Raw genomic sequence first — 26,510 nt, 5'->3', positions numbered from 1 at the left:
AAGCAGAGCTGTTTTATGAAGTTTTAGATTCACCTTCATCAGTGTTAAACTGTAATTTTGTAAAGGTTTCTACTGCTAAATATATTTTTGGTAAACATTTAAAGCCAGTGAATACAGCAGCTGATGTTACGCCAGCCAACATAGAAAAAGATGTAAAAGAATAATACAAATATTTTTGAGTAAAGTTTGTATAATAAGACCCCAAAATTGAAGTCAATTTTGGGGTCTTATTATTATTTACCTGCTTTTTAGCTCAAAAATGCAATGGGTTTATTTTACTTACACGCCCATTTCCTTTTCAACTATATCAGTTATTCTCTTCACATAGGCATCAGTTTCCTCTTGGGTTGGTCCTTCAGCCATTACACGCAAAAGTGACTGTGTTCCGGAAGGTCGCACTAATACTCTACCATCGTCACCCATATCATTTTCAACCTCTTTGATGACATCTAAAATAGGTTGATGCTCTTTCCAGGATTTTTTATCTTTTACCGGAACGTTTACCAGACACTGTGGATATTCTTTAAAATCAGTTAGTAACTCAGTTAGAGTTTTGCCAGTTCTTTTCATCACTAACATCAAATGTAAACCTGTCAACATTCCGTCACCTGTATTATGATAATCACTCATAATCACGTGACCTGACTGCTCTCCGCCTAAATTATAACCGTTTGCTCGCATTTCTTCTGAAACATAACGGTCGCCCACTTGAGTCCGAACATTTTTAATACCACGTCTTTGCAACGCTTTAGTAAATCCCAGATTACTCATTACAGTGGTAACGATTGTATCTTTTTTCAAACGACCACCATCTTCCATATAGCTGCCGAGTATATACATAATGTGGTCGCCATCAACCTCATGACCATTTTCATCGACAGCGATACAACGATCAGCATCACCGTCAAATGCAAGACCAAGTTGTGCACCCTGTTTCACTACTTCTTCCTGCAGTTTTTCAGTATGAGTGGCTCCAACGTGATCATTAATGTTAAGACCATCGGGATGAATGGCAATAGTAGTGAAGTCAACACCGCAATCAGCAAATAACCGTGAAATTAGGCTGCTGGCAGCACCATTAGCACCATCAATCACAACCTTAATGCCACTAAGGTCTTCGGGAATAGTATTTTCAATAAACTGTAAATATTTGGCACTACCTTCATGAAAATCGGTAACAGAACCCAATCCTTTGGCAGAAGGTCGAGGTAAACTATCTTCAGGAGCATCAATCAATTTTTCAATTTCGCCTTCCATTTCGTCCGACAATTTCAAACCATCGCTGCCAAAGAACTTAATACCATTGTCTTCCACAGGATTATGGGAAGCAGAGATTTGAACACCTGCATCAGCGCCTTGAGCACGAACTAGATACGATAATCCCGGTGTAGTAATTACACCTACCTCCAAGACCTCAATTCCAACAGAAAGAAGTCCCGATATTAAGGCATATTCCAACATCTGGCCAGAAATCCTGGTATCACGAGAAACCAAAACTTTGGCCTGTTCTTCTTTAGACTTGTTTTTAGTTAAGACGTAACCACCGTCTCGTCCTAGTTTAAATGCCAATTCAGGAGATAAATCTTGATTAGCCACCCCACGAACACCATCAGTGCCAAAATATTTTAACATTACTAAACAACCTTTCTTTCTTATTTATCAACATTTTGTGTGTCTTTTGTATTTTCTACCTTTATATCAACATTGATTTGCCTTGGATTTGATTTAACTACACCGTCAGGTAAATTGAAAGTAATAGTTTTAGTAGCAGAAACATTAACAGAACCTAAATCGACGGGAACTTTCAAGTGCTTAACTTTAGCCAGAGCATCTTCATTGCCATATAAAGTTACATATTTGGTTTTAGCAGTCAGTGAATAAATTTTATTTGTTTTTTCATGTTCAGGCTCAAGCTGAACTTTTACTACTTTTTTAGCCGTTGTGATAGGTATTGTTACTTTAGCAGTTGCAGGATCAATTATTACATTCAACTGTCTGCCCTTATTATCTACTGCAATCAGGTTTACCTGGCGCTCATAAGTGTGATCAATACCATTAGGTAAAACCACCCTGGCAACAATCTGATCGATTTGATCAACTTCTGAGCGCGCCCCAGTTACCTCCACCTGTTGTGGATAAACACTGGAATGACCTCTCTGATAACCAGGGGCTACAGCACCCTTATTATACTCTATTTGTACAGGCATTGTAGTTGACTTACGTCGCTGAATGTCAACAGTAATATTTCGCGGCTTGACTGAATAAGAAATTTGCTTATTAATGCCATTAATATGAATTTTGACATTATGCTTACCAATGCTTTTTTTCGTCAAGTCAATGTAAGCTCTAAAATTTTGGGTATTGATCGTAGAAGTAACAAGTGCCGTAGACCCTTCCAAAGTAACACTAACTCTTTCGGGATAGCCTACAACGTAATACTTATCCGTATCAACTGAAACCTGCAAAGGTACTTTGATAGTTTCAGTCTTATTAGCAGTTTGCTTTGTCTTTTCAGTTTGTCCCTGAGATAAAAATCCTTCTTGGGTGGAATTGACATAAATAACTAATAAAACTGCAATTAAAAGGGAAACCAGCCTGATAAACCAAGATTTTTTCCAAAACTCTTTCATCGGTCAGCACCCCATTTCCATATTTTACGGATAATTTTTTGATACCATTTATCATTATCATTTTTCTTTGGTACCAATTCAGCAGTAAGATATTTTAGATATTCATCCCGAGTCATATCGACCATAAAGCGACCGTTACGGGTAATTGTTACCCCACCTGTTTCCTCCGACACAACGACGGTAATTGCATCTGTCACTTCGGAAATACCTACAGCAGCCCGGTGACGGGTTCCCAATCTTTTAGGAATCATACTATTATCTGAAAGTGGTAAATAAGCTGCTGCCACTGCAATTTTGTGATCCTTGTTAATAATCACGGCACCATCGTGTAATGGAGTATTAGGAATAAAAATGTTAATTAATAATTCTCCTGTAACATCGGCGTTAAGCTTGATCCCAGTTTCAATATAATCTTCCAGGCCAGTTTCTTGCTGGATAGTAATGAGTGCCCCAATTCTTCTTTTTGACATATATTGAATAGCTTTGTCAATTTCATTAATAAACTTAATTGATTCGCTTCGAGCACTGTCCTCGCGACCGCCAAAAATTGGCAGGCGTCCTAAATGTTCGAGACCACGTCTAATTTCTGGTTGAAAAATCACGATAATTCCAACTACAGACCAAGAAACAATTTGGTCAATCAGCCAAGTCGTGGTATGTAGTTGCAGTATCCCTGCAATAATACGCACGATAAAAATCAGCACAATTCCCTTGGCTAGTTGGACAGCCTTAGTTCCCCTGATTAAAATAACTAAGTGATAAACTACAAACCAGATAATCAGGACATCAAGAATCGTAGATAAGTTGCCCCAAGTAAAAATATGTGCTCCGCTAGTTTGCATAAATACTCCTTTCTCTAATGTGTGAACATAATAATTGTAGCAGTTTATTCATCAGGTTCGCCAATTATTCTAACTTCAGTTTGTAAATCCAAACCAAATTGAGACTTAATTTTTGCCTGTATCAGATGAATTAAATTGAGGTAATCAGTCGCAGTAGCATTACCCTTATTTACAATAAATCCGGCGTGCTTGGTGGAATCTTGAGCGCCACCAATTTGCTTACCTTGTAATCCTGCCTTAATAATCATTGGACCAACATAGTGACCGGCCGGTCGTTTAAAAACACTGCCACATGAGGGGTATTCAAGCGGCTGTTTATATTTACGCAAAGCATTAAGATAATTCATATCTGCTAAAATACGACTTTTGGCAGATCTTTTTAATGCAAAAACAGCCCCTATAACGATATCACCATTATCCTGGACTAATGAATGTCTATAAGAAAAATTCATTTCAGACAAAGAATATTGCTTTATTTTTCCCTTCCGCGTCATCACCTTGACACTTTGAATAACGTTACTAGTTTCACCTCCATAAGCACCAGCGTTCATGAAAACTGCACCACCAACACTTCCTGGTATCCCAGCTGCGAATTCTAACCCACTTAGGCCATGATGTGCAGCTGTAAAAGCCGTATCCACAATAGTGGCTCCTGCTTGAGCAACAACTTGATTACCTTCAACCTTAATTTGGTTCATCGCGGTCAAAATTAAAACCAAACCTGAAATACCGCCATCACGTATTATTAAGTTAGAAGCATTGCCTATTACAGTTAAGGGAATCGGGTTATCATAAGCAGCAAGGACTAAATCTCTTAATTCACTTTCACTGTGAGGAAAAGCAAGGAATTCAGCTGGACCTCCTGTTTTCGTAAATGTGTATTTACTAAGTGGAACCTGTTTTTTTATTTCTAAACCTTTTTTGGTTAAATCTGATAACTTCAAAACCAAAATCCCCTTTTATCTAATCTTTTTCTATTTTACCTCATTCAGTTAAGAGCTTCATCATATGTTATACTAAAATTAAAATTTAAAGGAGATAACATGAATTTTATTGCGATGGATTTCGAAACAGCCAACAGACACCCTGAAAGTGCCTGCTCTTTGGCCTTGGTAATGGTTCGCAACAACCAAATTGTAGATCGCTTTTATACGGTAATTAATCCGCAAATGCCTTTTGATGCACGCAATATTCAAATCCACGATATCACTGCAGAAGACGTTAAGGATGCCCCGACTATGGTTGAAGTCTGGCCTAAAATTAAGGCACTTTATCAGCCTGGGATGTTGGTTACAGCGCATAATGCTCGGTTCGATACTAATGTAATGCGTCAAAGCTTAGCTCGCTATGATATTCCTGAACCGCATTATTTCGTCATCGATACCTTGCAGACCAGCAAATTATTTGAACCCAAGCTACCTAATCACAAACTGGATACAGTTTCTAAAGCTCTTAATGTGGAATTATGGCACCATCATAATGCTCTTAGCGATAGTGAAGCCTGTGCAGGTATTTTGATAGCGCAAAATGAAAAGTATGGAGATGAAGCTCTTAAAGGTTTGGTCTACCAAATATAAGCAAAAAAGCAGGGCTTAAAAACCCTACTTTTTAAGTTAGAAGCCGCAAAATATTTTTGACCCATTGTTTATATCTTTCACCCTTTGCCTCAAATTCAACTACTCGTTTAGTTGAAGACCAGCTATCATCTACTCTTTTAATGGTCAGTTGTAAAAATTGCTCAGGAAGTTCTTTTTGAATTACGTCTGGCCATTCAATTACAACTATTCCCGGTTCAGACAAATAGTTAGTCAAATCGATGGAAGATAAATCATCATTTTCTAAGCGATAAAAATCCATATGAAATAATGGCAGCTTGGCTTCAGGATATTCCCTCACAATAGTAAACGTGGGACTTTTTACTGGTCGTTTAATTCCGAGTGCTCTGCCAATCCCCTGAGTCAAAGTCGTTTTGCCAGCACCGAGATCGCCATTTAGCAATAATAAGTCATGTGCCTGGGCAGTCTGAGCAATAGCTGCACCAAGCTCCTGCATTTTCTGAGCAGAATCAATACTAAGCTTCATTGCTTTCATCCCTTAATAACGCCTGCGCAGCAGTTAAAATTGCGATATTATAAACGTCCTGTGTACTGGCACCGCGTGACAGGTCGTTAACAGGTTTCTGTAATCCCTGCAAAATAGGACCAATAGCTGCAAAATTGCCCAAACGCTGAGCAATTTTATAGGAAATATTACCAGATTGCAGTTCAGGAAATATGAAGATATTTGCTTGGCCCTTTATTGCGGAAGCAGGAGCCTTTTGTGCCGCCACAGCCGGCACAAAAGCGGCATCGAATTGCAGTTCGCCATCTGCTGGAATTTCAGGATGTTCTTTATGAAAAATTTCAGCAGCTTTCTTAACTTTGGTAACCATATTTCCTTTAGCTGAGCCTTTAGTTGAAAAACTCAAAAATGCAACTTTAGGATTAATATCAATCATTTTGGCGGTTTGAACTGATTGGTATGCAATTTCCGCCAATGTTTCACTATCTGGCTCTAAATTGATAGCACAGTCTGCAAAAATATATTTCTCATCTTGGCGTTCCATAATGAAACTGCCAGAAACGCGCTTCATCCCTTCAGTTGTATGAATCAATTGTAGAGCAGGTCTAACCGTTTCAGCGGTTGAATGAGTTGCTCCAGATACCATGCCATCGGCCAGACCCATTTCCACTAACATAGTACCAAAATAATTGGGCTCATTTAATATTTCAGCAATATCAGCCTGCGGGACATTTTTTCTACGTGCCTTTACAAAGCTCTGGACCATCGCTTTTTTGCTTTTATAGTGAATCGGATCAACTATTGCTAATTCGTTAAAATCTAAATTGTTTTTGCGGATTATATTGGTTATTTTTTCAGTATTACCTAATAAAATAGGCTTGATAATATTTGCCAGGGATAACTGACTGGCTGCATTTAAAATACGCCTGTCGTTCCCCTCCGGAAAAACTATTTGATATACTTTTTTCGAATTTTGCACCTTATTTTTTAATAGATCAAAAACGCTCATTTATCTCCTACCTATGCTAAATCTGCTTGTGTAACCTTTGTGGGTAATTGCCAATCAATTGGGGTTTCTTCGAAATTTTTCAACGCTTCATTACACCGTGAAAATGGTCTTGAACCAAAAAATCCCCTATCAGCTGAATACGGACTTGGATGAGCTGATTTAATCACAAAATTTTTGTCTTGGTCAATTAAAACGATTTTGTTTTGAGCAAAGCGCCCCCACAAAATAAAGACTACTTTACCACGATCGCTCAAAGCTTTAATTGCGGCATCGGTCACAGCTTCCCAACCCTTTCCCTGATGACCATTAGCATGACCATAAGGAACTGTCAAAACAGCATTTAACAATAATACTCCCTGATCTGCCCATTTCTTTAAGTAGCCGTGATTAACTGGACGGCAACCAACATCATCATATAATTCTTTATAAATATTTTGAAGGGAAGGAGGCAATTTCACTCCCGGATTAACCGCAAAACTCATTCCAGTTGCCTGACCAGGATTGTGATATGGATCTTGTCCTAAAATCACAACTTTTGTATTTGCAAACGAGGTTAGTTTGAAAGCAGTAAAAATATGATACATATCAGGATAAATTTTCTTTGTAGCATATTCTGTTTTTAAAAATTCATGTAATTGCTGATATTCTTTGCTTGCGAAAATGGGAGCCAATATTTCATCCCAGTCGTTACCAATAAACTTTTTCATTACTTCAACAGGCCTCTCTTTCACTAACTTTTATGGTATCATGAAATTAATTATCGATGTGGTGAAATTTAATACATTTTAGCTCTTTTTATCATCTAAAATTATAAAGTAAGAATTTCTTCATATATGGTAATATGGTAGATAAAGAAATGATCTGTAACTAGGAGGAGTTAATTATCTGTGATTAAATTAGTAGCTTGTGATTTAGACGGAACCCTGTTTAACAGCGATATAAGAATTTCAGACGAAAACGTGTCTGCAATTCGCGCAGCACAAAGAAATGGAATTGAATTTTTAGTAGCTACGGGGCGTGCACCACGGCAATCACGGAAAACTATTAGAGATTATGGTTTAAAAACGGGTTTTATTAATATCAATGGTGCATTAGTATATGACGCGAATGATGATTTGCAGATTAAGCATAAATTGCCTAATGAGAAGGCACGTATAATCGCAAACATTCTTGAACAAAACAATATTTATTTTGAATTGGTTACCGCTGAACAAATATATTCAAGTGATATCAGTAAACGTGTGGTTAACTTGGCTCGTGCACTAATGACTCTGAATCCAGGAGTAACTTTTAAAAAAGCAGTTGCAACAGCGGCTGGTAGTAATGCTATGTTTAGCATGACCTTGGAAAAAAACTTTGACAAATTGTTAACTAACCCTAAAACCGAAATTATGAAAATAATTGCCTTTGATGCACACGGACCTGCTGCTTTTACCAAAGTTAAAAAAGAAATCAAGGGTGTAGACGGTGTTGTTGTGACATCAAGCTCTGCAGCTAACATTGAGATTAATGATATTAAAGCGCAGAAAGGACCTGCCCTTTTAGATTATGCCAGAAAAAAGGGTATTAAAAGAGAGGAAGTAGCCGCAATTGGGGATAATCTCAATGATGCCAGTATGATTAGGGATGCCGGCGTAGGAGTAGCTATGGCAAATGCAGTACCCGCTATTAAGAAATTAGCACAAGTCCGGACTAAATCAAACAATGATAATGGAGTTGCTTATATTTTAAGGAAATTTATTAAGAATAACGCAAAAGAATAGAGGTGCTTAAATGCGCTACTTATTGGAATTAACTCAGAAACAAGAATATGGTCAAATACCTGTCGCAAATGAAGAAGATCAAATTGAATATATTATTCAAGGTAATTTAGATAATCCTAATCATACCCTGTACTTAAAAAGGTTTACCGGCAAAGAAATAGGACGGCTGTACACTGATGGTAATGGCATTATCTCTTCTTACACCATTGATGTGGTTAATCATTCTTTGGTCAAAGTTAAAAGGTTAAACAATAAGGTAGCTAACCTTTTCTATGTTACTCGTTTAAACTACATAGTTACTGGCAGTATAAAAAAAGGAAGTTATAAATTTCTTTTTGGGCTAAAAAAAGTTGCTACTGTTAAGACTGTTGTTCGCAATGAGGGTGTCGTTTTAATTTGCGATATTGATCGTCCTGAAGACGTACCCTTTATATTATTATGCGCCACGCTTTTTACTCAATGGCACACTACTCCGCTACGACTGCCAACTTTTCCACCAGTTGGTCGTAAATATAATGTTAATTTTAATTAAAAAGGCGCTACTTGCATGATAGCTTAGCTAAACTGCTAGTAACGCTTTTTTTAGGCTAGTTTACAAAATATTATTTTAATAGCAAATTTTTGAAGGAAAAGTTAGCGACTTTTGCACTTCGATGTGAAACAACAATTACGCTTTCCACCCTATTTAATAATTTTTGCAATAAATCTTGTGCTGTTTTCAGGTCAATACTGGAAAAGCTCTCATCCAGTAAAATTAATTTACCCTTAGTATCGATTAGTCTAGCTAACGCAATACGTTGAGTTTGACCGCCAGATAAGGAATCATAATGCCAATTTTCATTAACTTCAAAATCTTGTTTTACCCTATCTAGACTTGCTTTATTATAGTTTCGTCCCAGCAAGATATTATAATTAATACTGCGAGGAAACACTGTCACTGTCTGGGGCAAATAGATAATTATTGAGTTTATTACGTTACGGGGTATAACAGTAATATTGATCCCATTTAGTAAAATTTCGCCTTTAGTAGGAGTAAGTTGACCCGTTGCCAATTTAAGTAACGTGGATTTACCCCGGCCAGAAATCCCATTTAATTTATAAAAATTACCTTTTTTAAAGACATAAGAAAAATTATGCAGAATTTTTTCTTTTGCATTAGGATATGAAAAGGTGACATTTTTAAATTCCAGTGACTGAAACTCCATTGAAAAATTAGTTTTAACAAAATTGTCATTTTCACTTTCCTCTTGTCCTTTCAGCTCATTAAATTTAGCAAAAATACTGGAAGTAGAAAGCAATTGTGCAAAGTAACGATTAATAATTCCGGCAGAGTCAAAAACCTTAGTAGCTAATTCAGCAGTGGACAAAATAGCACCTGCACTAATTTTTCCTTGAAAATGAAGAAGTCCTGTAATACCTAGAATAAGAAGTTGACTACCAATATTGATTACACCTGTAATAATATCCACAGCGGAACGTCTGACAGTGTTATGTACATTTGCCTGCTTTAAACTTTGTGATCCCGTCGCGACTAACTTCTTGATTTCACCCAAAGCGTTAAAAGCGTATAAAGTATCATAGCCGTGTAAACCGCTACTAGTAAATTTTAAAAAATTTTCGTTAGCCTGAGAAATTTTAGTAACCCCTGCTGTCAGAAATCTTTTGCAGAAACGCGGGAGTAATATAATCACTAAAACTAATAAAATAGCTGCAAGAAATAGAATATTGCTATAAAGGTATAAAGCTATTAACGCAAAAATTGCATTACCACTAAAACGTACTATTAGAAAAAAGGTATTCAGACCTTCTTTTTGAATTAAATTGACATCATTTTGCAGGTAAGACTCATAATAATCCACTGGATTTTGTTTAAATTCATTTTGAGAAAGTTTAATTAGACTAGTAACAATGTCATTGCGAATATTGCTAAGAATATCTTGTATAACTGTTTCTTGAATATAACTTTCCAGAAAAGAAATAAGAAACGTGAGAAACCAAAGTAAAAAGATCACTACCAACATGCTAACAAAAGGCCTAATTTTGCCGGCAATTAAATAATTTGCCAGTACGGCCATTTTGGTAGCAGCCAAAACTTGCAATACAGAATTTACTAAAAGTAATAGACAAGATGTTATAACTGCAAATGCATGTTTTTTGAGATAATGATACATTTTGGCCCTCCTTTATTAGTTCACATGGCAGTAAAATAATTTCAGCAAAAGCTTTAATTATTTTTTAATTTATTAGTAATATTAACAAATTAAATTATGCTAAACAAGATATAATTGTAATTGTTCCAAATTTAACTTCTAATCAATAATAAAAACACTCCTAAAATTACTAATTAGTTTTAAGAGCGTTTATCGTGGCGAGGCTTAAATGCGTTTTTCATATGCCAGTTTTTCTTTTTTAAAACTTAACAATTGATCATCAAAATGATCAATTTTATAATCAAGATAATTAACTGTTTTTTTAATATTTATAATTTCCTTATTCAGCTGGCTTCGTTGCACAATTAGCAAATGTTTCCGTATTTCTGCAGTTGAAGAGTCTTTCATATATAAATTGACAAACTTTTTTAATTTTTTGATAGACATACCTGCTTTACGTAAAACCATAATGTAAAAAACCCAGTTTTGTTCTTTTGTGTCATACACGCGATAGCCATTTTTGTCTCTTTTAACAGTAGGTATCAGCTTTTCTTTTTCCCAGTAACGTAAGGTATCTTTAGATAAGCTAAATTTTTTACTGATTTCGTTTATTGTCAAAATTCGTTTTCCTTTAATCTACGTTTCTAATTAAATCATGAATATTTTTCACTGATGCTGGATCACGATGACCAAAAAACTGACTTTCATTTTTATCCAGATTTTTTATTTGTGCCATTTCTGCTTGATTTAATTCAAAGTCAAAAATTTTACTGTTTTCTATCAAGCGATCGTGATGAATTGATTTTGGAATGACTACTATTCCTCTTTGAACTAACCAGCGTAAGATAACTTGACCAGTTGTTTTATGATGATCTGCAGCTATTTGCCTAATTAGTGAATTAGTAAACATATGATGCTTTCCTTCCGCGAAAGGTGCCCAAGCTTCGGGTTGAATTTTATTTTCTTGGAGGAAAGAAACTTCTTTTGCTTCTTGCATCCAAGGATTAATTTCAATTTGGTCAACAACAGGACGGATATCATTATACAAACTTAAATCGAGAACACGGTCTGGTGAAAAATTAGAAACTCCAATTGCTCTGATAATTCCGGCCTTATATGCTTCTTCCATTGCACGCCAGGAACCATAAACATCACCATAAGGCTGGTGTATTAGATACAGATCTAAATAATCAAGCTGTAATTTTCTTAGAGAAGTGGTAATTGCCCGTTTGGTTGCATCATAACCTGTATCAGATACCCACAATTTAGTGGTGATAAACAAATCGGTTCTATCAACTCCACTGTTTTTAATGGCCTTTCCTACAGCCTCTTCATTACCATATGATGAAGCTGTGTCAATTAGACGATATCCTATTCGGATTGCATCCTCAACTACATTTTCAGCCATAGTCAGGTCAGTTATTTGAAAAACGCCTATACCCAGAGTAGGCATTGATATACCATTATTTAGTGTTGTTTCTATCATTTTGGTACTCCTTTATCATTTTGAAATAAAGTGTATACCTTAGAGTTAGCTCCTTAGCAAGGATTTTTCTAATAGTGAGCTTGATTCCTATTCTTGCAGTTTTTTAACTATTAAATTTGCTAATAGGTTATATCCTTCTTTTCCAAAATGTAAGCCGTCATCCAATTGCCCTTTACAGAGTGTTGTTAAATTGCCATGATCAATCATAGCTTGGAATAGATTAATAAAATTTAAATTGTAGGTTTCTGCTAACTTAATCAGCTCAGCAGTATAAACAGCAATTTCACGGTTGGTCCGCTTATTTTGCCTATTTTGATCAACAGCAGGCGGGGAAATTAAAATTACATTTTGAGGATAATACAAACAAATTATGCTAGATATAATGAGAGCCATGTTTCTCTTAAATTGAGCGATAGGTACCCGCTTGTGTTTTGCTATATCGTTTGTTCCCAAAAGCAATACCAACTTATCGCAGCGTTCAACTTTTAGGATCAAATCTGGCAATAATGCATAAAAAGCTCCCGAATTTACTCCAGAAACTGCAGTATTGACAATCTCAACATCTGATATTTTTGCTTTTATTGCATTATTAATACGAGGTTCTCTTAGTCCTTCTTTACGGGCAATAATGCTGTCCCCTGTTAAAAGTATTTTCATTTTTGCTCCAAATGTTGATAAAAAACTGTAATCACAATTAGTTGCGACTACAGTTTCAATAATTAACGTGGGTTAACTTTACTATATTTCATATCTTTAAATTCAAATGCACTATACTTATTTGTTATAGATTTTGTTTTAAAAAATTGGTTAGTTACTAAACCATCTTCTGGATTACTTTGAAATAAAACTTTATGTTTTTTACCAGCTATTTTTTCAGTCTTAACTGTGAAAGCATTTCCGTTTTTAGTTGTCTTTTCCTGTACCGGACTTAGTATGATCCACTTACTCCCATGCATTTTTTTACTAGATACTCGTAAATATTTTGCTAAAATGCTCTGATTTTCCTCTTGCCAAGCTGAAGGCATTTCCCAAGGATATTTCTTTGTGCCTTTGACCATTCCGACTTTTATTACTTTAAAATAATCATTAGTTAGAGGCATATTGATCGCAGACGCATGAATACTCATTGGATTGGGGGTAAAATTGTTATTGCTATACCATTTGCCACGCCAGGTTTTGGGAAATTTAAATTGTTTTGCAAAACCATATTTGTTTTTATTGGTTTGCTTAGCTTGCACTGTTTTCGGTTGAACACTTGCAAGTGGCACTGTCATAGGTATAGCTAAGCTTGCTAATGCAAATATAGTGATAATTTTTTTAGCCATTTTTCTCTCCTGTAAAACAATATTGTGTTTTTATTTATAGTAATAATTATAAACTGGTTGGTTGTATAAAGTAATTCAATTTATTAAAAAAACTAATTCCTTAATTGAGAATTAGTTTTAAAATCTGATATTTACTTTACCTAATATTGATTAAATGAAGGTGCATAAGTTTCACCCTTAAAATTATAGTGTTGATATTTTTGCGCTAATTTTGGTGAACGGAAGAACTGGTCAACGATTTCACCGGTTTTAGGATTAGCTTCAAATATTACTTTTTGAGTTTTACCAGCAACTTTTTCATTCCTTAATCTAAAAGCGAAGCCAATTTCAATATTGTTTTCATCTATTGGACTAAAGACAATCCATTTTTTGTTGCTAATCTTATTAGTTGTTACTCTACCCAAATGTTTAAAAATTTTGGCATGCTTGGTAAACCAGCTTTGAGGCATTTGCCACAAGTATTTATTGGTGCCTTTTACTTTACCTGCTGAAACCAGTTCAACATATTCTCCTGTCCAAGGCGTATTGAAACCGTTCTTTTTAACGGTCATTTTGCTTAATTTATCATGAGTATTACTATACCATTTGCCACGCCACGATTTAGGAAACTTAAAGTCTCTCTTAAAGCCATATTTTGTTTTATTAGTAGTAATTTTGGCATTTTTTGAAGTACTTGCCGCCTGAACCAAATTCGTCTGATTAACACTAATTCCACTTGTTGCAGCTAAGGCAGCCAAAATAACTGACCAAGTAATTGTTTTACGTAATTTCATAGTCTTTACCTCCCATATTGGAATTATTTCACCCTATTATGGACACGCATTATGATAAAAGCAAGCGATAGTGGAAATATTAAACAAAAAAAGTCTCTGAAAAATCAGAGACTTATTTTATCGTATACAGTTAAAAATTAATCTTGGTAATTTACTAATTCTAAGAATGAATCAGGTTTAAGTGAAGCACCACCGACTAAACCACCATCAATATCAGGTTTAGCCATTAATTCTTTAACATTACCTGGATTTACTGAACCACCATATTGAATTCTAACATTCTCAGCAGTTTCTTCGTTGTACAGATCTTTAACAGTATCACGAATAGTCTTGCACATTTCTTCAGCTTGGTCAGAACTGGCAGTCTTACCGGTACCAATAGCCCAGATAGGTTCATAAGCAATAACTAAACTTGAAACTTGATCAGCTGACAAACCGGCAAGTGCAGCCTTAATTTGACTAACTACCCAATCTTCTTGCTTGTTAGCTTCACGTGTTTCAAGTGATTCACCACAGCAAATAATTGGAGTAACGCCATTAGCAAATAAAGCCTTAGCTTTCTTGTTAATGTCATCATCTGTTTCGTGAAAATAGCCACGGCGTTCGGAGTGACCAATAATACAATAGTTCATGCCCATCTCTTTTAAAACTTTAGGTGAAGTTTCACCAGTGAAGGCACCTTCATCTTCAAAATAAGCATTTTCTGCACCGACGCGCAGGTTTGTGCCAGCAGCTGCGTTCGCTAAACTTTCAAGATCGACGGCAGGAGCACAAATTAGTGCTTCAACCTTACTTGCTCCTGGCAATTTATCCTTTACAGCAGCAACAAATTCAGTTGTTTGCTTAGGATTCATATGTAATTTCCAGTTACCAGCAATAATTGGTGTACGCATGTAAATAATGTCCTTTCTTAAAGTTTACTTGTCTGAAATGCAGGCAATTCCTGGTAATTCCTTACCTTCAAGGTATTGCAAAGAAGCACCACCACCAGTTGAAATGTGGGTGATCTTTGGAGCGATACCAAGTTGTTTAGCGGCTGCAGTTGAGTCACCACCACCGATAATAGTAGTAGCATCAGTTAAATCAGCAAGAGCCTTACCAACTTCTAGAGTACCTTCAGCAAAGTTGGACATTTCAAAGGCACCCATTGGTCCATTCCAAACAACAGTCTTAGCATCTTTTAAAACATCCTTGAACTTGGCAACAGTCTTAGGACCGATATCAAGACCCATCATGTTTTCTGGAATGTCATCGCCGACAACTTTACGAGCTGCATCGTTTGAAAATTCTGTTGCTGCAACGTTGTCAACAGGTAATACAATCTTGCCATCAGCGTCTTTTAACAATTTTTTAGCAAGGTCAACTTTATCTGGTTCAAACAAAGATTTACCAATTTCATGACCTTGGGCAGCTAAGAAAGTATAAGCCATACCACCACCAATTAAAATGTGGTCAGATTTTGGAATAAGGTTGGTAATAACATCAATCTTGTCTGAAACCTTAGCACCACCCAAAATGGTAACAAATGGGTGTACAGGATTAGCAACAGCATCACCTAAAAACTTGATTTCCTTTTCCATTAAGAAACCAGCAGCAACAGGCTTGCCATCTTTCTTCATAGCTTCAGCGATACCAACATTAGATGCGTGACTTCTGTGAGCAGTACCAAAGGCATCGTTAACATACATGTCACCTAATGAAGCCCAGTATTCACCTAACTTAGGATCATTTTTGCTTTCACGCTTGCCAAAGTCATTGTCAATATCTTGGAAACGAGTGTTTTCAAGAACAGCAACGTCACCGTCTTGCATCTTGGCAACGGCATCTTCAACTTCTTTACCTTCGTTGGCTGGAACAAAGGTAACTGGTTTCTTTAAAAGTTCGCTCAAACGGTCAGCAACTGGTTTTAATGACAATTCTTTCTTATCATCATCTGACTTTACACGTCCCAAGTGACTGAGTAAAATTGCCTTACCACCATTTTCAATGATGTAGTTAATAGTAGGAAGGGCAGCAACAATTCTGTTGTCATCTCCGATCACACCATCTTTAATTGGCACGTTAAAATCAACGCGAACTAAAACCTTTTTGCCCTTTACATCAAGGTCAGAAACAATTAATTTAGCCATCTATATCCTCCGATAATTTAATTATTTTTATTTTGAAAAAAAGGCGGAAGGAAGAATTTCCCTCCGCCTTCTCTTTCACCACTTAACAGTAATCAAATATTACAGATTAAAGAGTAGCAAATTTCAACAAAGTACGAACCATTTGGCAAGTGAATGAGTATTCATTGTCATACCAAGCAACAGTCTTAACTAATTGATTGTCACCGGCAGTAGTTACCATAGTTTGAGTTGGGTCAAAGATTGAACCAGCAGTCATACCAACTACATCACTTGAAACGATTTCGTCATCGTTGTAAGCAAATGATGGGCTTTCGTACTTCTTCAATGCTGAGTTAACTTCGTCAGCAGTAACTTTCTTGTCAAGGATTGAAACTAATTCAGTTAATGAACCATCAGTAACTGGAACACGTTGTGCGTGACCGTTAACTTTACCGTTCAATTCTGGAACAACAAGACCAATAGCCTTAGCAGCACCAGTTGAGTGAGGAATAATGTTAACTGCAGCAGCACGAGCAGCACGCATGTTACCACCACGAACAGGTCCATCCAAAAGCATTTGGGTTGAAGTGTAAGCGTGGATAGTAGTCATAGTAGCTACCTTGATGCCAAATTCTTTTTGCAAAGCGTCAACCATTGGTGCTAATGAGTTAGTAGTACATGAACCAGCTGAAACGATCTTGTCGTTAGCATCTAAAGTATCATCGTTTACTGAGTAAACAATAGTCTTCAAGTCATTGCCGGCAGGAGCTGAAATCAAGACTCTCTTGGCACCTGCGTCAAGGTGAGCTTGTGACTTAGCCTTGCTGGTGTAGAAGCCAGTACATTCAAGAACAAAGTCAACACCATCATTCTTAACCCAAGGAATGTTTTGAGCTTGTGGTTCTGCGTATACACGGTATTTCTTACCATCTACAACGATTGAATCTTCAGTAGCTGAAACTTCGTGGTCAAAAGTACCATGAGTTGAGTCATATTTTAGCAAGTGTGCCAAAAGTGCTGGGGTAGTCAAGTCGTTAATAGCAACAACTTCAATATCCTTTGACTTTTCGCCTAAATCCATGATCCGACGGAATGCCAAACGACCAATACGGCCAAAGCCGTTAATACCAATTTTAACTGTCATATTCTAAAGTCCTCCTTAAGAACTATGTAAGAACTGTAAACATCAATTTATTTTAAATGAGAATTACTTCTCCTTTAAAATCTTCTCTGAGGCTCCTTCATCAGTAATTAACCAGGTTTGATGCGGAGCATTTGGCATATAAGCCCTGATTGCTTTAGCCTTGCGGCCACCACAAGCAAATGCAAATATGTGAGGTATTTTATTTAGATTCTCAAACTGCAAACCAACCTGATGTACGCGGTCGACAATCTTCCCTTCGCCATCGAAGAAACACCCGAAACATTCGGTGACTACTTTTTTTTCACGCAATTCAGATAAGCGAATTGAATCGTATCCTCTGCGTCTTGCCATGTCGTGAGCTAGTCCAATTCCATGAATTACTACATCCGTCTGAGAAATATCTTCCAGCACGTCAGTAAAAGTAGATTCACGAATCAAAGAATTGTAAGCTGCTTGAGAAATCTGCTCCGGTAAATACAATGTTTTATATTTACCACCAGTTTCAGCAGCCATTTTCTGCACAATAGTATTGCTTTGAATAGCAACATTTTCACCCAGAGCCCCACGACCTGGCACAAATTCCAGTTGTCGATTTTTACTTAAACTTTTAGACAAATTCCTAGTCGATTTTGCAAGAGCTTCACCACCCAAAACAGTAATAATTGAATGTCCTAGGGGTAACAGTAAATCAAGAGCTGCATTAAGCTCTTCACCCATTCTCTCATATACCAGTTCTTGTAAATCACTATCGCCTGGCACAATAATTGTGCGCTCGATACCGAGTTTACGCGCTAAATCAATTTCTGTTTTGCGTGCGTTAAACAACCGATCTATCAGAGGTGCCGCCTCTTGCAATATCTTTTTGCCCTTCTCTGTCATAAACATGCCAAAGCTTTTAATCTCAATCAAACCTCGATCACACAGATACTCAGTTTCTGTTCGCACGTTTCTTTCAGATAGTCCTAAAGACTGAGCTACGCTTCTGCGACCTACAGGTGCATTAAGCGATATTTGCTCAAGAACAAGATATCTTTGTCGAAAAACTTTTAAGATGTCAGGAACGAGAGCTTCAAGCACAGGAAATTCCGAGTACATTAATTTCTCTCCTTCTTCCGGGACCAAATTGACCCATTTATTGTCATTAGGTGTCCCAGATTGTCTAAAAATATATGAGAAACGTAAATCGACAATAATCAATTTAGCCATTCCTCAATCGACAAATACAGTATAGCAACACTCAAAAAATAATTCAAGTGAAATTGCCGCAATTAGAAAGTCTTAATAAATTAGTCGATATTGATACTAAAACATGCAAAACTGCAGCTCTTTTGTCAATATCAATAAAAAACAATTCAATTTTTGTTTCTTTTCTGTTATACTTGTTGTTGTGCAAATTCGGGTCCTTAGTGTAATGGATCGCACGTAAGATTCCGGTTCTTAAAATCTGAGTTCGACTCTCAGGGGACCCATTGAATTAATTTAAAAAGAGTAGCTGTTGCAATCTAGCAGTAGCTACTCTTTTAATTTTACTTTTCAAGCATGTTTTTTAAATCTCTTTGAAGCTCATTATCAATCTGGTTCGAAAAATCTTCTTTAGCTAATTTATCTTTAAGTAAATAAGTAAATATTGCTCTCATTGCCGTCTTTTTGTTCGCAGCCTGTTGCCAAACAATTGATTTTTCACCGTTAAGCACAGCGGCTGTCACTTCTTCCCCTCTGTTTGCAGGTAAACAATGCATAAATTTAACCGCAGAATTGTTTGTTTTAGCCAGCATCTCTGCGTTAACCTGGTACTTAGGATAAAATATTTTCATATACTCTGTTTGATCAAGTTCTTGATCATATAGGCCATACCAAACATCCGTGTAAATAAAATCAGCATTTTCTAAGACTTTTTCATCATCAGATAGAGTAATTGTGCCACCGTTTTCCTGCGCAATTTTTTCTGCTTTGCGCAATAATTTTGGAGATAATTGCTTTTCTTTAGGACCGTATTGCACAAATTGCATTCCCATTTGAGCGCATAAAAATAATGCAGAAACAGTAATTTGCGTTGCATCCCCTACAAAGACCAGCTTAATATCAGATAATTTTTTACCTTGCGGTAAAAATTCTTTAATGGTGATCAAATCTCCCAGTGCCTGAGTAGGATGGTCATCATCGCTCATGAAGTTAACTACAGGTGCATGCGAATTTTGGGCAATCGTAACAATATCGTCATGATTAGCGGTTCTCACACCAATAATATCGACTAAGTCGCCTAAAGCGTGACTGGTATCAGCCAAACCCTCATGACCATTTTCTCCTAGTTGTATCTGCCCTGGAGCTAAATACAAAGCATGTCCTCCTAATTCAGTCATTGCTGTTTCAGCAGAGCAGCGCGTTCTAGTAGATACCTGATCAAAAATCATCCCTAAACTCTTACCTCTTAATAGCGGTGGGTAATAACCATGATTAATGGCTTTCTTAATTTTTATACCTAAAGCAGCTAAAAATTGCATTTCGTCTCTTGAAAAGCCACAAGTATCAATAAAGTCTTTTTTAACCAAAAAATCCTCCTTTTTGTATTCTTTACTTTTCTTATCGCCTACCATAATACAGAAACTAAGTTTATTTGAAAAACAATTACATTCAAATATAGAAAGTCTTAACTATTTTAGCCATTAAACTTCTACTATAAATAAAAAAAGCCACTGAAAAATATTTCAATGACTTACATTATTATTTTAATATGTATTACCGGCTGTTAATTCTCCGCGCTGTGCAAATTCAACGTAGAGTTTATTACCAGATGCAGACAAACCTTCAATTTCGCGTCTTACGTGAAGGTGGTGTGTGCTCTTATAAGTTCCGTCTTCACCAACCTTGAAGATATAGTCATTAAATCCAATATAAAATTGGTTATGACTTTGATCGTAGGTAAACCCTTGAACTGGAGAACCATTACTTACAAAGTTACCTTTAGTAGCTCCTACCTCAACGGGAGTCCAGGAATCACCGTTGCGTGTTACTTTCCAGTATTCATAAAAGCCGTTTCCACCATTATGAAATAAACAGTACATTGTGTTGTCACCGGCAAAGGTGGCATTATGAATGTATCTAGGACTACCATAGTTAGAAATTCTAAAGGTCCAGATTTGATTGATCTTCATGTCTGACTTACGTATTTGTAAAATTTCTTCAGAAGCACTTGAATTGCTAGAGGTGTTGTTATTAGCAATTACATAAATGTAATTAGCTGATGAGCCGATAGCCTGACCATGACCTAATTTGATATAGGGACTAACTTTAATATGTGAAGCATATTTCTTGAAGGTTGACCAGCTCAATGTTTGTAAATTTTGTGCCTTAAATTTATTAATATGCTTTAAATTATAAGAAACTAAATGACCCTTTTGTGCACTACTTGAATTAAATAGAGCAACTGTAAAGTTTGAACCATTCACGGTAATGCCCTCAGGAATTACACCTACTTGTCCCATCTTATCACCAGATTGATTGTAACCAAGACTGACAAAACGAGGTTGGAACAGCTTGGTTTTTAAAGTTAAACCGTTAGCCTTAAATGTATTAGATCTAGTTTCGGAAGTATAATGATGCGCTGCGTTCCAGTTTCTTGAAGAAGATTTGGAACTACCTTTCCAAGTTGAGACTTCCTTTGGCCCGTTCATAGGCTTTTTATCAGCTCTTGCTATACCCTCATTCTTTTCTGAACGAACAGTAACATTGACTGTTGCTTTAGCCTTGCCATAACTATAGTCAACCGTGGTCTTACCTGGAGTGCCTGAGTTAATCTTTGACTTAGAAACTGTTACCTTGCTGGTATCTACAGCAGTACCTGCACTATTAGTCACATAATTAATGGCATCTTTAGTATTAAACGAGTATTGATTGTTTTGTACTAAACTCACGTTCTGCGCTACAGAAATCTTGTTTCTGGCAAAAAAGTTCTGGTTAACCCAGCCGACCGTACGCCCGTCCACAATTATCTTCCAAAACTTGCCTTTCTTAGTGGCAATGGATTGTTTAGATTGAATCTGTGCGTGCTTAAAATATTTAGTCGACGTAAACTTGCCAGATGGACCCATTTTTGAAGCATAATGATAAACTGCATAATTACCATTACCTGCTATCTTGGTTACTGCTTTATGATAGCTTTTGGCAGATATATATGAACTGTTACTCCCCACAAATAAGCTAACTGCAGCTATTGTTCCAACAATTAGCAGCTTGCTTTTAAATTTTCTTTTCATTAAACTTACAACCCCTTCTTCTATTATATAATAATAGTTTTACACTTTTTTAATTCATATATCAATAATTATTTTTGTTGTTAATTTCAAGTGACTTATTATTAGATTTTTAAAAACATTTAAGTTAAAATAAAAAATTGTTATTTTTATATAAGGGAGAAGTTTCATGGGTGAAACACCAAACAATTCTAAAAAGATGATGTGGACAACGCTTGCCACTATGGCTTTCTCTATTGTCTGGAGCTTTGGCAACGTTGTTAACGGATTCATATACTTTGATGGTACCAAGGTAATTTTCAGCTGGATCATTATTTTCCTGCTTTTCTTTATTCCTTACGCCTTAATGGTCGGTGAACTCGGATCAGTATTTAAAGACTCTGAGGGTGGCGTTGCTTCCTGGATTAACGCTACTATCGGACCTAAATGGGCCTATTATGCCGGTTGGACATTCTGGGCAGTACATGTGGTTTATATTTCCAGTAAAGGTACAACTGGCTTAAGAGGCATGGCCTGGGGCATTTTTGGTAATACTAAATGGTACGATAGTTTGCCAACTGCCTGGACGCAACTAGCAACACTGGCAGTATTTTTGTTCTTTTGCTGGGTAGCCAGCCGGGGGATTCCAGTAATTAAAACTTTATCAACAATTGCTGGAACTTCAATGTTTATTATGTCAATTCTCTTTATTATCATGATGTTTGCCGCACCGATGATTAATCCGCATGCTAGTTTTAACAGCATAAACTGGAATTGGCAAAACTTTATGCCAGATTTTAATACAAAGTATTTTACTTCACTTTCAATTTTGGTATTTGCTATAGGTGGAGCTGAAAAGATTTCACCATACGTTAACAAATTAAAAAAGCCTGCAAAAAATTTCCCGAAAGCTATGTTGGGCTTAGCGGGAATGGTAATGATTTCTGCCATCTTAGGTACTATTGCTTTAGCATTAATGTTTGATCCTAAAGTAGTTAATGGCAATTTGAATGAATACATTTCAAATGGTCCTTACATTGCTTTTCAAAAATTAGGTGAATATTATGGTGTGGGCGGATTATTCCTCTATATTTATGCCTGGTGCAATGTTATCGGACAGTTTTCAGCACTGGTTATTAGTATTGATGCTCCTTTGAGAATGCTTCTGGGAGGCAAAGAGGCAAAAGACTTTATTCCGAAAAAGTTATTAAAAGTCAACAAACATGGAGCTTACATTAACGGTATTTGGATGATTGTTATTCTTTCCGGTGGTATCATTGCATTGCAAGCTGTTATGCCTGATGCACAAACCGTGATGGCACAATTAGTTAAACTAAATTCGATAGTGATGCCAATGCGTTATTTATGGGTTTTCATTGCCTACTTAGCTTTGCGTAAACAACATGAAAAATTCCATAACGGTACTGATAACTATCAAATGACTAAGCATCAGTGGTTAGCCTATACTGCCGGAATTTGGGGATTAGCCGTTACAGTTGCTTGTTGTTTAATGGGAATGTATTCAAATGATCCATTCACACTTTGTTTAAATATTGCCACTCCTGTGGTACTATTCCTACTTGGCTTAATTATGCCAACAATCAGACGAAAACAAGAAGAAAAAATGAGCTAAATAATACTTAACCGCCTAGCAATAGGCGGTTTTTTTACGTAAAAAATGCTACACTATAATTAATTGAGGAGATGAGAATCATGCCTAATTTTTCTGATGAAGCAGGAAGTCTGCTACGCAGCCATCACTTAAAAGTAACTAAACCGCGTTTAAAAATACTTGAATACTTAATGGTGCATCATAATCATCCCACTGCTTCAACAATTTTTACAGCAATTAGTGGAAATGAGCCAGCTTATCGTGCAACCGTTTATAACAATCTCAACAAATTAGTAGACGCGGGGATCGTAACTGAAATAAAAAATGGTGATGATTCTCTGCACTATGACTATTTTGTAAAACCACACTTTCATATTATTTGTAAAAGGTGCGGTAAAATCGCCGATGTTTATTATCCTGACTTTGGGAGAATTGAAGAGCAGATGAGAACTGAAGCAGATAAGCAAACTGGTTTTGTCACTTCATCCAGCCACGTTGAAATCTATGGCCTTTGTCCTGACTGCCAAAGCAAAGAAAAAAAGAGCTGAAAGATGCAAAATCTTAAAATTCAGACAGCAATCAAATTCTAATTATGGACTAACTTTCAATATTTGATTTAGGTTAGTCTTTTTATGTTACTTTTTTAATAAATATCTCAATCACAATATGGCAAAATTCCTAAAATAGATAACTTTCAGGTTTTTTACGACATTTCCTAAACCAAAAAATAAGAGCTTTTCAGCTCTCATTTAAAAATATTTATTTTATTTAATATTCATGCTTACCAATAATTCAGCTCTTTGTGCAAGGTTTACATACAATTTATTATCACTAACTGATAAACCTTCAATTTCACGACCGGTGTCAAAAGAATAAGTATCTTTTAATTTGCCATCGCGGCCAATCTTAAAGATTAAGTCATTGAATGCTAAGTAAAAGTTTTTATTCTTGGTGTCATAGGTAAAACCTTGAACAGGTGAATTATTGTTTACAAAGTTGCCATCAGTTTTACCGACTAATTTTGGATACCAATTATCTCCAGTACGAGTGAATTCCCAATATTCATAGCAATTATTGGCAGTATCATGGTAAACAGTGTACATATCCTTATCTGATACAATTACACCATTTTGGAAATAGCGATTACTCTTGCCATCATCAATCCAAGTTTTAATTGTCCAAATCTTGTTAATTTGTAAATCACTCTTACGAATTTGAAGTAATTCTTCAGAGTCGTTAGTGTCATTTAATGTATTGTCATTATTTAACACATAAATATATTTATCACTTGCGCCCAATGCCTGACCATGGCCAATTGGAATATAGGGACTTACCTTGATGTTTTTAACATAATTGTTAAACTTCTTTTGCGACATATCAAGTAAATGTTGCGCATCAAACGGATCAGTTAAAGTTTTCAAATCATAACCAACAATATGACCAGATACCAAATTTGTGTGACTTAAAAGACTGGTATATGCCCAGCCATTAGAAACGGTAACACCTTCTGGAATGTGACCAACACGGTTAATATTATCGTCTGATGGATCAGCTACACTTAATAAGACTGGTTGATATAACCGTGTCTTTAAGGTCAAATCACCACTAGTCAAAGTATGTTTATTGGTTTCAGGCGTGTATTCTGTAGGGCTAATATAATTTAATGATGAACCGTAATGAGTTTTCCAAGCCTGATAATCATTTGTACCAGGTTGCGCTGGGAAGGAGGCAACGGTATTCGCATCGACCACCCCTTCTTTTTTACTCTTTCTAACAGTTATTTTAACTGTAGCAGTTGCATCTCCATAAGTATATTTAACTTTATATGTCTTAGGAGTCCCGCAATTAATGCTATCTTTTGATACAGTTACTTGACTGTTGTCAATTACTGTACCCATGCTGTTAGTTATATAAGAAATAGCATCTCTGGTAGGGAAGTTGTAGAACTCATTGCGCACTAGAGATATAGTCTTAGGAACCGCAATTTGATTTCTGGCAAAGTAACGTTCATTAACATATCCTACTTGCCTGCCATTAACATAAATGCGCCAATAGCGGTATTTTTTAGTTTCAATCAACTGGTCTGATTGAATATGACTGTAACGAAAGTTAATGCCGTCAGCTACTTTCGTGCTAACTTTTCCGTTATTTACTTCTTTCCAGACCTTATAATTCTTGTTGCCTGCAACCTTGGTCATCATGGAAAAACCAGTAACAACTTGTTTAGGCTTAGGTTTTTTAGTATTAGTGTCATCTGTCCCAGTTTGGTCAGACTTACCTGTTTGATCATTATTGGCATTATTATCATTATTTACATCAGTTGAGTTGTTTGATGACTTGTTGCTGTCATCTTGAACTGGCGGTTGAGCGCTATTCGAATCTGCCGCAACTGATGTAGTTGACAAGCCGGTACAAACTAATAATCCGACAACCAATGTCAGTAAATATGGTAATTTTTTCTTATAAAGCTTCAAAATATATCCTCCAATATTTAGTTTACCTTTAAATTATATAATAAAAACCTCATTAAAAAGAATACAAAATTAATACACTTTCATTGACAGCAGGTAATGTAAGTGATTTAATTAGCACTGTACTTGATAGAGTGCTAATTATATTTAGGAGGTAGAAAGATGCTTGTACCTACAGTTATTGAACAAACTGCACGTGGCGAACGCGCATATGATATATATTCACGTTTATTGAAAGACAGAATCATCATGCTTAGTGGCGAAATTAACGATGATATGGCCAATTCAATTATTGCACAATTACTATTTCTTGATGCTCAAGACAACACCAAGGATATTTCTCTTTACATTAATTCACCAGGTGGTGTGATTACTTCTGGTTTGGCAATCATGGATACCATGAACTTTATTAAATCAGATGTTTCAACTATCGCCATCGGCATGGCAGCCTCTATGGCTTCCATTTTACTGACTAGCGGGGCAAAAGGTAAGCGTTTTGCATTACCTAACTCAACTGTTTTGATTCATCAACCTTTAGGTGGTGCACAGGGTCAGCAAACAGACATTCAAATTGCTGCCAATGAAATTTTAAAGAGCCGTGAAAAAATTAACCGGATCTTACATGAAACTACTGGTCAGCCTTTAGAAAAAATTCAAAAGGACACTGAGCGGGACAATTACATGACCGCACAGCAAGCTAAAGACTATGGCTTAATCGATGACATTATGGTCAACCAAAAGAAATAGTAACAATAAACTGAAAAAAAAGAAACCCATCATTGAAGTTAACCCCCGGAATTGGACAAAGATTCCAATTCGGGGGTTTTCTTATGTCTAAATATTTACTAAAAACAAAATTAAAAGCAGTAGATTTGTATCAAAGAGGATTTAGTACAAAAGAAATTCA

Annotated in this window: 26 protein-coding genes; 6 read left to right on the top strand and 20 right to left on the bottom strand. The window is 36.2% G+C overall.

Annotated elements, in window-relative coordinates; all coding sequences use genetic code 11:
* Positions 1-279: 279 nt before the first annotated feature.
* Genes glmM through murB form a run of 4 tightly spaced genes read right to left on the bottom strand, consistent with a single transcriptional unit; the run spans position 280 to position 4,416 of the window.
* On the bottom strand, positions 280-1,632 hold the full coding sequence (gene glmM, locus F5ESL0260_RS03570; protein ID WP_122025885.1) for a phosphoglucosamine mutase: 1,353 nt from the start codon (positions 1,630-1,632) through the stop codon (positions 280-282).
* 20 nt (positions 1,633-1,652) lie between these two features.
* The gene (locus F5ESL0260_RS03565) at positions 1,653-2,630 is read right to left on the bottom strand and encodes a YbbR-like domain-containing protein (RefSeq protein WP_122025884.1); all 978 of its coding nucleotides are present in this window, start codon (positions 2,628-2,630) and stop codon (positions 1,653-1,655) included.
* A complete protein-coding gene (cdaA, locus tag F5ESL0260_RS03560; protein ID WP_046324641.1) occupies positions 2,627-3,472 on the bottom strand; it encodes a diadenylate cyclase CdaA in 846 nt (281 codons plus the stop codon). Before cdaA ends, F5ESL0260_RS03565 begins: the two co-directional genes overlap by 4 nt.
* 44 nt (positions 3,473-3,516) lie before the next feature.
* Positions 3,517-4,416 carry a UDP-N-acetylmuramate dehydrogenase gene (gene murB, locus F5ESL0260_RS03555; protein WP_122025883.1) on the bottom strand — a complete coding sequence of 300 codons (900 nt, stop codon included), beginning with the start codon at positions 4,414-4,416 and terminating at the stop codon, positions 3,517-3,519.
* A gap of 99 nt (positions 4,417-4,515) precedes the next feature.
* On the opposite strand from murB, the gene F5ESL0260_RS03550 reads away from it, so the two are divergent.
* The gene (locus tag F5ESL0260_RS03550; RefSeq protein WP_122025882.1) at positions 4,516-5,049 is read left to right on the top strand and encodes a 3'-5' exonuclease; all 534 of its coding nucleotides are present in this window, start codon (positions 4,516-4,518) and stop codon (positions 5,047-5,049) included.
* A 31-nt stretch (positions 5,050-5,080) separates the two neighbouring features.
* Here F5ESL0260_RS03550 and tsaE read toward each other — a convergent pair whose 3' ends face one another.
* The 3 genes from tsaE to F5ESL0260_RS03535 are packed head-to-tail and all read right to left on the bottom strand — an operon-like array spanning position 5,081 to position 7,249.
* Positions 5,081-5,554, bottom strand: a complete 474-nt coding sequence (tsaE, locus tag F5ESL0260_RS03545) for a tRNA (adenosine(37)-N6)-threonylcarbamoyltransferase complex ATPase subunit type 1 TsaE (RefSeq protein ID WP_122025887.1) — start codon at positions 5,552-5,554, stop codon at positions 5,081-5,083.
* Positions 5,544-6,542 carry a phosphate acetyltransferase gene (pta, locus tag F5ESL0260_RS03540; RefSeq protein WP_122025881.1) on the bottom strand — a complete coding sequence of 333 codons (999 nt, stop codon included), beginning with the start codon at positions 6,540-6,542 and terminating at the stop codon, positions 5,544-5,546. Before pta ends, tsaE begins: the two co-directional genes overlap by 11 nt.
* A gap of 11 nt (positions 6,543-6,553) precedes the next feature.
* Positions 6,554-7,249, bottom strand: a complete 696-nt coding sequence (locus F5ESL0260_RS03535) for a uracil-DNA glycosylase (protein ID WP_122025880.1) — start codon at positions 7,247-7,249, stop codon at positions 6,554-6,556.
* 180 nt (positions 7,250-7,429) lie between these two features.
* Between F5ESL0260_RS03535 and F5ESL0260_RS03530 the strand changes: the two genes are divergently transcribed.
* Positions 7,430-8,305: a Cof-type HAD-IIB family hydrolase gene (locus F5ESL0260_RS03530; RefSeq protein ID WP_122025879.1), complete on the top strand. Its 876-nt coding sequence runs from the start codon at positions 7,430-7,432 to the stop codon at positions 8,303-8,305.
* A 10-nt stretch (positions 8,306-8,315) separates the two neighbouring features.
* Positions 8,316-8,837: a hypothetical protein gene (locus F5ESL0260_RS09435; RefSeq protein ID WP_158593805.1), complete on the top strand. Its 522-nt coding sequence runs from the start codon at positions 8,316-8,318 to the stop codon at positions 8,835-8,837.
* Positions 8,838-8,907: 70 nt separating this feature from the next.
* Here the strand turns inward: F5ESL0260_RS09435 and F5ESL0260_RS03525 are convergent, their stop codons facing one another.
* From F5ESL0260_RS03525 to F5ESL0260_RS03470, 12 genes are all read right to left on the bottom strand, one after another.
* Positions 8,908-10,476, bottom strand: a complete 1,569-nt coding sequence (locus F5ESL0260_RS03525; protein ID WP_122025878.1) for an ABC transporter ATP-binding protein — start codon at positions 10,474-10,476, stop codon at positions 8,908-8,910.
* A gap of 204 nt (positions 10,477-10,680) precedes the next feature.
* Positions 10,681-11,073: a MerR family transcriptional regulator gene (locus F5ESL0260_RS03520; RefSeq protein WP_122025877.1), complete on the bottom strand. Its 393-nt coding sequence runs from the start codon at positions 11,071-11,073 to the stop codon at positions 10,681-10,683.
* A gap of 13 nt (positions 11,074-11,086) precedes the next feature.
* The gene (locus F5ESL0260_RS03515) at positions 11,087-11,941 is read right to left on the bottom strand and encodes an aldo/keto reductase (protein WP_122025876.1); all 855 of its coding nucleotides are present in this window, start codon (positions 11,939-11,941) and stop codon (positions 11,087-11,089) included.
* 87 nt (positions 11,942-12,028) lie between these two features.
* Positions 12,029-12,598: a GDSL-type esterase/lipase family protein gene (locus tag F5ESL0260_RS03510; RefSeq protein ID WP_122025875.1), complete on the bottom strand. Its 570-nt coding sequence runs from the start codon at positions 12,596-12,598 to the stop codon at positions 12,029-12,031.
* Between the two features lie 62 nt (positions 12,599-12,660).
* Positions 12,661-13,266, bottom strand: coding sequence for a hypothetical protein (locus tag F5ESL0260_RS03505; protein ID WP_122025874.1), 606 nt, complete (start codon positions 13,264-13,266; stop codon positions 12,661-12,663).
* Between the two features lie 140 nt (positions 13,267-13,406).
* The gene (locus F5ESL0260_RS03500; protein WP_122025873.1) at positions 13,407-14,039 is read right to left on the bottom strand and encodes a hypothetical protein; all 633 of its coding nucleotides are present in this window, start codon (positions 14,037-14,039) and stop codon (positions 13,407-13,409) included.
* Between the two features lie 137 nt (positions 14,040-14,176).
* A complete protein-coding gene (tpiA, locus tag F5ESL0260_RS03495; RefSeq protein WP_122025872.1) occupies positions 14,177-14,932 on the bottom strand; it encodes a triose-phosphate isomerase in 756 nt (251 codons plus the stop codon).
* Between the two features lie 24 nt (positions 14,933-14,956).
* Entirely contained in the window at positions 14,957-16,168 is a 1,212-nt protein-coding gene (gene pgk / locus F5ESL0260_RS03490) for a phosphoglycerate kinase (protein ID WP_122025871.1), read from the bottom strand.
* Between the two features lie 106 nt (positions 16,169-16,274).
* Positions 16,275-17,291, bottom strand: coding sequence for a type I glyceraldehyde-3-phosphate dehydrogenase (gap, locus tag F5ESL0260_RS03485; RefSeq protein ID WP_110445874.1), 1,017 nt, complete (start codon positions 17,289-17,291; stop codon positions 16,275-16,277).
* A 63-nt stretch (positions 17,292-17,354) separates the two neighbouring features.
* On the bottom strand, positions 17,355-18,386 hold the full coding sequence (locus F5ESL0260_RS03480) for a sugar-binding domain-containing protein (protein WP_122025870.1): 1,032 nt from the start codon (positions 18,384-18,386) through the stop codon (positions 17,355-17,357).
* A gap of 431 nt (positions 18,387-18,817) precedes the next feature.
* Positions 18,818-19,840, bottom strand: a complete 1,023-nt coding sequence (gene argF / locus F5ESL0260_RS03475; protein WP_122025869.1) for an ornithine carbamoyltransferase — start codon at positions 19,838-19,840, stop codon at positions 18,818-18,820.
* 177 nt (positions 19,841-20,017) lie between these two features.
* Positions 20,018-21,544, bottom strand: a complete 1,527-nt coding sequence (locus F5ESL0260_RS03470) for a GW dipeptide domain-containing protein (RefSeq protein ID WP_122025868.1) — start codon at positions 21,542-21,544, stop codon at positions 20,018-20,020.
* A gap of 166 nt (positions 21,545-21,710) precedes the next feature.
* Here F5ESL0260_RS03470 and F5ESL0260_RS03465 point away from each other — a divergent pair, with 166 nt between their 5' ends.
* Positions 21,711-23,153, top strand: a complete 1,443-nt coding sequence (locus F5ESL0260_RS03465) for an APC family permease (protein ID WP_122025867.1) — start codon at positions 21,711-21,713, stop codon at positions 23,151-23,153.
* Positions 23,154-23,233: 80 nt separating this feature from the next.
* Entirely contained in the window at positions 23,234-23,680 is a 447-nt protein-coding gene (locus F5ESL0260_RS03460) for a Fur family transcriptional regulator (protein ID WP_199700503.1), read from the top strand.
* Positions 23,681-23,896: 216 nt separating this feature from the next.
* Here the strand turns inward: F5ESL0260_RS03460 and F5ESL0260_RS03455 are convergent, their stop codons facing one another.
* On the bottom strand, positions 23,897-25,606 hold the full coding sequence (locus F5ESL0260_RS03455; RefSeq protein WP_233557707.1) for an SH3-like domain-containing protein: 1,710 nt from the start codon (positions 25,604-25,606) through the stop codon (positions 23,897-23,899).
* 159 nt (positions 25,607-25,765) lie between these two features.
* Between F5ESL0260_RS03455 and clpP the strand changes: the two genes are divergently transcribed.
* Positions 25,766-26,350 carry an ATP-dependent Clp endopeptidase proteolytic subunit ClpP gene (gene clpP, locus F5ESL0260_RS03450; RefSeq protein WP_122025865.1) on the top strand — a complete coding sequence of 195 codons (585 nt, stop codon included), beginning with the start codon at positions 25,766-25,768 and terminating at the stop codon, positions 26,348-26,350.
* The last annotated feature ends 160 nt before the right edge of the window (positions 26,351-26,510 follow it).

It is taken from the genome of Lactobacillus sp. ESL0260, assembly GCF_003692935.1.
In the GTDB taxonomy this organism is placed as follows: domain Bacteria; phylum Bacillota; class Bacilli; order Lactobacillales; family Lactobacillaceae; genus Lactobacillus; species Lactobacillus melliventris.
The sequence above is the reverse complement of the archived record's forward strand: the minus strand, read 5'-3'. Positions and strand labels throughout refer to the sequence as shown.